Origin of the sequence: Dietzia sp. B44, from assembly GCF_014145245.1 — a bacterium.
Classification (GTDB): domain Bacteria; phylum Actinomycetota; class Actinomycetes; order Mycobacteriales; family Mycobacteriaceae; genus Dietzia; species Dietzia natronolimnaea.
Window position 1 is genome coordinate 1 of sequence record NZ_JAALEF010000363.1, and the last position, 5,392, is coordinate 5,392.

3 protein-coding genes and 1 riboswitch are annotated in these 5,392 nt (G+C 72.8%); all 3 genes read right to left on the reverse strand.

The genetic code is table 11. From position 1 onward, the window contains the following. Positions 1–170: 170 nt before the first annotated feature. The 3 genes from G6017_RS11960 to cobN all read right to left on the reverse strand — a co-directional run bounded on the left by G6017_RS11960 (position 171) and on the right by cobN (position 4,972). The gene (locus G6017_RS11960; protein ID WP_179524167.1) at positions 171–308 is read right to left on the reverse strand and encodes a hypothetical protein; all 138 of its coding nucleotides are present in this window, start codon (positions 306–308) and stop codon (positions 171–173) included. A gap of 43 nt (positions 309–351) precedes the next feature. Further along, positions 352–1,164, reverse strand: coding sequence for a precorrin-6A synthase (deacetylating) (gene cobF / locus G6017_RS11965; RefSeq protein ID WP_344392684.1), 813 nt, complete (start codon positions 1,162–1,164; stop codon positions 352–354). Beyond that, positions 1,157–4,972, reverse strand: a complete 3,816-nt coding sequence (cobN, locus tag G6017_RS11970) for a cobaltochelatase subunit CobN (RefSeq protein ID WP_241731507.1) — start codon at positions 4,970–4,972, stop codon at positions 1,157–1,159. Before cobN ends, cobF begins: the two co-directional genes overlap by 8 nt. Then, positions 4,964–5,156: riboswitch (cobalamin riboswitch) on the reverse strand. Its footprint overlaps the gene before it by 9 nt. Between the last annotated feature and the right edge of the window lie 236 nt (positions 5,157–5,392).

Here is a 5,392-nt window from a genome sequence, read left to right on the forward strand (position 1 = left end):
CGGATCCTGCCGGCCCGCCCCGACGGGGCCGGCGGATGGACTCTCTCCGGCCGGGTCCGCACCGCCCACCTGGCCGACCTCGCAGGCGCTCCCGCGCTCGCCGTGGTCCCGGAGGGAGCCGGGGCCGACGACCCCGTGGAGATCGTCGACTGGATCTGACCGGCCGGCGGTCAGCGCTTGCGGTTGCGGATCTTCTCCGCGAACTCGCGGGCCTTGCGCTGGTTCTCCGGCTTGGACGCCTCACGCTTGACCACCTCGGCGGCCTTGAGCGCGACGCCGGTCCGCAGGGCATTTCTCAGGAAAGCCATAGTGCACCTCTGTTCTCGGGGGAGCGCCAGTGTAGGCACAGTATCAGCCCGCCGCGACCGGGCGGCGCAGGAGGTACACGTCCATCACCCAGCCGTGCTCCGCGCGGAGCCGCTCACGATTGCCCCGCAGCTCGCCGAGGACGTCGCCGACCCTGCCCGCGAGCAGGCACTCTCCCGCATCGCCGAGGTTGCCGCCCCACCAGATGTGCCAGTCGGCCAGGTCCTCCAGCGGCAGGTCCGCGTTGAGCATCACCACCACGTTGTCCGCTCCGCCGGCGACGACCTCCGCCAGACGCCGGCCGGTGGTCACGGTGACCGTCCCGCCGATCTCGTGCAGGACCAGCCGGTGACGCGCCGCCAACACCTGTAGAGCGGAGATGCCGGGGATCACCTCGACGGCGAAGTCGAGCCGGCCACGGGCGAGGATCCGGTCGACGATCCGCAGCGTGGAGTCGTAGAAGGCGGGGTCGCCCCATACGGGCACCGCCACGTCGCCGGGCCGGTCCGCCAGCACCCGCTCCCACGCCAGGGACCGGGCCTCGTGCCAGTCCAGGACCACGCCGCGGTACCCGACGTGGGAGGAGGTCGACCGCGACGAGCGGTCCCGCTCCGGATCGGCGACCCCCACCAGCTCGACGCCCGGCGCGTGGCGGGCGAGTAGCTGCCTACGGAGATCGACCAAGGGGTCTGAGGCCCCCTTCACCGCGGCCACGGCGTAGGCGGACTCCCGCAGGGCCGTGATCGCCTCCACCGTGATCTGGTCCGGCCCCCCGGAGCCGATCCCCACCACCCGCACCCGGCGGCGCGGGGTGCCGCCGGCCTCCCCGGCCGGGAGGCGGGACACCCGGTCAGTCACCGTGGGTGTCCTCGAGGTCGCCCTCGACGTCCAGGTAGACCTGCCGCATCCGGTCCATGATCTCGGCGTCCGGCTCGGCCCACAACCCGCGGTCGGCGGCCTCGGAGAGCCGCTCGATCATCCCGCGCAACGCCCACGGGTTGGACCGCCGCAGGAACTCCTGGTTGGTCTGGTCCAGCACGTACTCCCTGGCCAGCGTGTCGTACATCCAGTCGTGCACGACCCCTGCGGTGGCGTCGAACCCGAAGAGGTAGTCCACCGTCGCGGCCAGCTCGAAGGCCCCCTTGTAGCCGTGCCGCTGCATGGCCGCGATCCACCGGGGGTTGACCACGCGAGCCCGGAACACCCGGACCGTCTCCTCCGCGAGCGACCGGGTGCGGATGGCGTCCGGCGTGGTGGAGTCCCCCACGTAGGCGCGGGGTTCGGCGCCGGTGAGCGCTCGCACGGTCGCGATCATCCCGCCGTGGTACTGGAAGTAGTCGTCCGAGTCGGCGATGTCGTGCTCGCGGGTGTCGATGTTCTTGGCGGCCACCGCGATGCGCCGATAGTTGGTGCGCATGTCGTCCGCGGCCGGGACGCCGTCCAGGTCGCGGCCGTAGGCGAAGCCGCCCCACCGGGTGTAGACCTCGGCCAGGTCCCGGTCGTCCCGCCAGTTGCCGGCCTCGATGGTCTGCAGGATCCCGGCGCCGTACGACCCCGGCGCGGAGCCGAAGATGCGGGTGGTCGCGCGCCGGTGGTCCGAGTGCTCGGCCAGGTCCGCACGGGTGTGGGCGGCCACGTAGTTCTGCTCGGCCGGCTCGTCGAGGTCCGCCACCATCCGGACGGCGTCGTCGAGCATGGTGATGACGTGCGGGAAGGCGTCCCGGAAGAACCCCGAGATGCGGACCGTCACGTCGACCCGCGGGCGGCCGAGCTCGGCGGCCGGGACCACCTCGAGACCGTTGACCCGGCGGGAGGCCTCGTCCCACTCCGGACGGACGCCGAGCAGGGCCAGGACCTCGGCCACGTCGTCGCCCGAGGTCCGCATGGCCGAGGTGCCCCAGATCGACAGTCCCACCGAGCTCGGGTACTCACCGGTCTCCGCCACGTGGCGGTCCAGCAGTGAGTCGGCCATCGCCTGGCCGGTCTCCCAGGCCAGCCGGGACGGGATCGCCCGAGGGTCCACGGTGTAGAAGTTGCGGCCGGTCGGGAGAACGTTGACCAGGCCGCGCAGGGGCGAACCGGACGGCCCGGCGGGCACGAACCCGCCGCCCAGGGCGTGCATCACCGCATCCAGCTCGTCGACCGTGGCGGCCAGTCGCGGTACCACCTCGCGGGCGGCGAACTCCAGGACGCGGCCGACCTCGTCGCCGTCATCCAGACCCGCGGCGGTCAGGACCTGCGGCACCGCCGTGAGGTCCCACCCGCGGGCGTCCATGTCCTCGACCAGCGCCCGGGCCCGGGCCTCCACGCGGTCGACCTCCTGGGTCGGGGCGTCCTCCCCCAGCCCGAGGGCGCGACGCAGACCGGGGACGGCGCCGAACTCACCGCCCCACACCTGCGAGGCCCGCAGGATGGCGAGCACCAGGTTCACCCGCGCCTCGCCGTCCGGCGCCTGACCCAGCACGTGCAGGCCGTCGCGGATCTGGACGTCCTTGATCTCGCACAGCCACCCGTCGACGTGGAGTAGGAAGTCGTCGAACTCCTCGTCCCCGGGCTGCTGCTCCAGGCCGAGGTCCTCGTGCATGTGCGCGGACCGCATGAGGGTCCAGATCTGCGCGCGGATGGCCGGCAGCTTGGCCGGGTCCATGGACGCGATGTTGCCGTACTCGTCGAGCAGCTGCTCGAGGCGGGCGATGTCGCCGTAGGACTCGGCGCGGGCCATCGGCGGTACCAGGTGGTCGACGATCGTGGCGTGGGCGCGGCGCTTGGCCTGGGCGCCCTCCCCGGGGTCGTTGACCAGGAACGGGTAGATCAACGGCATGTCGGCGATCGCCGCGTCGGTCGCGCACGCCGCCGACAGCGCGGCGTTCTTGCCCGGCAGCCACTCCAGCGAACCGTGCTTGCCGATGTGGACCAGCGCGTGGGCACCGAAACCCCGCGCGAGCCACCGGTAGGCGGCCAGGTAGTGGTGGGAGGGCGCCAGCTCGGGATCGTGATAGATCGCCACCGGGTTCTCACCGAACCCGCGGGGCGGCTGGATCAACAGGACGACATTGCCGGCCTGGATGGTGGCCAGGACGATCTCGCCGGCGTCGTTGACGAACAGCCGGCCGGGCGCCTGCCCCCAGGCCTCGACCATCTCCGAGCGCAGCGACTCGGGCAGATCCGCCGTCCACGTGAGGTAGTCGTCGGTGGAGATCCGCTCGTGACTGTCGGTGAGCTGGGCGTTCGTCAGCCACTCCTCGTCCTGTCCGCCCGCGGCGATCAGGGCGTGGATCAGGGCGTCCCCGGCGGCGGTGTCGTCGGCGTAGGTGCTGTCGGTGCCACTGTGGGCGACGTCGAGGAACCGGGCGACCGGCCCGTCCGCCGGTCCCAGGTCGTAGCCCTCGTCGCGCATGCGGCGCAGCAGGCGGATGGTCGAGACGGGGGTGTCCAGCCCGACCGCGTTGCCGATCCGGGAGTGTTTGGTCGGGTAGGCCGAGAGCACCAGGGCGATCCGGCGGTCGGCCGCGGGCACATGACGCAACCGCGCGTGCGAGACCGCGATCCCCGCGACGCGGGCGCAGCGTTCGGGGTCGGCGACGTAGCGGGGCAGCCCGTCGGCGTCGATCTCCTTGAAGGAGAACGGCGCGGTGATGATCCGGCCATCGAACTCGGGGATCGCGATCTGGTTGGCCGAGTCCAACGGGTTGACGCCGTCGTCGGAGGCCTCCCAGTCCTCCCGACTCCACGTCAGGCACAGTCCCTGCAGGACCGGGATGTCGAGCGTGGCGATCCGTTCGACGTCCCACGTCTCGTCCTCGCCGCCCGCGCTCACCGCGCCCGGCGTGGTCCCGCCGGCGGCCAGGACCGTGACGATCAGCGCGTCGAGCGTCCCGAGTGCGTCGAACAGCTCGTCGGGCGCCGATCGCAGGGACCCGGCGAACACGGGCACGCCGACGGCCTGCCCGGTGGCGTCGATGGCGTCGGCGAGCGAATGGGCGAACCCGGAGTTCCCGCTCACCTCGTGCGCCCGGTAGTAGAGCACGCCTACGCGGGGGACGCCCCGCGACTGGTCGGCTACGACCGGGGAGGCCACAGGGTCCGGCCGCGGCGGCATCCCCCACACCGGGACGCTCTCCGGGGGCGCGAACCCGGTCCCGGTGAGCAGCACGGTGTCCGACAGGAAGGCGTGGAGCTGGGCGAGGTTCCGCTCGCCGCCCTCGGCCAGGTAGCGGTGGGCCTCGGCCGCGATGCCGATCGGGACGGTGGAGAGCTCCATCAGGTCGGCGTCCGGGGCCTGCTCGCCTCCCAGGACGACCACCGGCCGCCCCGAGGCCATGACCGCGGCGAACCCGGGCTCCCACGACCGCCGCGACCCGAGGATCCGGACCACCACCAGGTCGGCGCCGTCGAGCAGACCGGGCAGATCCGCCTCGACGTCCAGGCGGGACGGGTTGCCGAGCGTCCAGTCCGCCCCGGAGGCCCGCGCGGAGAGCAGGTCCGTGTCGGAGGTGGACAGCAGGGTGATGCGCGGTGGCTGGCTCGAGTGCCGAGGCGGTGCCGTGTCCTCCGGTGATGCCGTGTTCTCCGGCGATGCCGCGTCATCTGATGGTGCCGAGGCGTCCTCAGGGGACGCCGAACGCCGGTCATGGCGCATGTTCTTCTCCAAACCCTCGTGGAACATGACGCCGTGGCCGGTCTCCTGGCTTTCGCATCGACGCCGCGCGACCGACCTTCCCGGGCCTGGGCCCAGTGGTCTCCGCCCCGCTCTGGGACGGACGAGGGTGCGCAACTTACGCGACTACAGTGGCGAGGGCCGCGCCGGCTTTTCCTCCGGCTTCCCGAGCACCACGGCACCGGCGAGCCTATCCGGCGCCGGACCCCCGCGGATGTCCGGCCGTCGGCTCCCCGCTCCCCGCGAGCCACCTCTGGCTGCCACACTGTGCCCCGTGAGAGCTTCCGGACCGACCCGCCGCACCCGCACCGACCTGTGCCCCGGTGTGCTGCGCCCGTGGCCCGCCGAGGACGGCGCCCTGGTCCGGCTACGAGTACCCGGAGGGCGCGTGTCACCGGAGGCCCTCGCCGCGCTGCACAGGGTCGCAGC